The sequence below is a fragment of the Rheinheimera sp. 1928-s genome, assembly GCF_029269265.1.
GTDB lineage: Bacteria > Pseudomonadota > Gammaproteobacteria > Enterobacterales > Alteromonadaceae > Pararheinheimera.
The window spans coordinates 1-976 of the sequence record NZ_JARIXP010000024.1; the positions used below are offsets into that span (position 1 = coordinate 1).

General features: G+C 46.3%; 2 tRNA genes and 2 rRNA genes. All 4 read right to left on the reverse strand.

The window, feature by feature from the left end:
• A 23S ribosomal RNA gene (locus P3C17_RS21215) occupies positions 1 to 228 on the reverse strand; the annotation flags it as partial.
• A gap of 198 nt (positions 229 to 426) precedes the next feature.
• Positions 427 to 502: transfer RNA gene (locus P3C17_RS21220), tRNA-Ala, on the reverse strand.
• Between the two features lie 44 nt (positions 503 to 546).
• Positions 547 to 623, reverse strand: a tRNA-Ile gene (locus P3C17_RS21225).
• 154 nt (positions 624 to 777) lie between these two features.
• Positions 778 to 976 (reverse strand): 16S ribosomal RNA (locus tag P3C17_RS21230); the annotation flags it as partial.

The window sequence follows — 976 nt, forward strand, 5'->3', positions numbered from 1 at the left end:
CGGTTGATTTCTTTTCCTCGGGGTACTTAGATGTTTCAGTTCTCCCGGTTCGCCTCGTATGACTATGTATTCATCATACGATACCTGATAAATCAGGTGGGTTTCCCCATTCGGACATCTGTGAGTCTAACGTCTCTTACCGACTTCTCACAGCTTTTCGCAGGTTAGCACGTCCTTCATCGCCTCTGACTGCCAAGGCATCCACCGTGTACGCTTAGTCACTTAACCATACAACCCCAAAATGTCTGGAATCGCAGGTGTGATAAGGTTCACAAATAAATATTGTTACCTTGTTTTCTTTCTATCAGCTTGCCAATTTGTTAAAGAGCACTTCGAGCATAAAGCTCAAAAAGAACAATTCTTTAAAAGAATGGTTGTTTTTGAGTTTTCAAACAGTAATTTACTTTCAGAATCAATCTTAAGTAATGGTGGAGTTAAGCGGGATCGAACCGCTGACCTCCTGCGTGCAAGGCAGGCGCTCTCCCAGCTGAGCTATAACCCCAATCTACATTGGTTCATTCGTTGTCAAGCTGACTTGCAGCGAATTGGTTGGTCTGAGTAGACTCGAACTACCGACCTCACCCTTATCAGGGGTGCGCTCTAACCACCTGAGCTACAGACCAGCTCTAACTTGTCTGTTTGTCTTATCGCGACACCATCAGGCATTGCGCTAAACCAAACATCCGGCGTTATCCTCGCGGATACCGCTTTTACTGTTTGCTCTACGTATCAATCAATCATCTGTGTGGACACTACACGAACTAAATCTGCTTTAGGTAAGGAGGTGATCCAACCCCAGGTTCCCCTAGGGTTACCTTGTTACGACTTCACCCCAGTCATGAATCACAAAGTGGTAAGCGCCCTCCCGAAGGTTAAGCTACCTACTTCTTTTGCAACCCACTCCCATGGTGTGACGGGCGGTGTGTACAAGGCCCGGGAACGTATTCACCGCAACATTCTGATTTGCGATTACTAG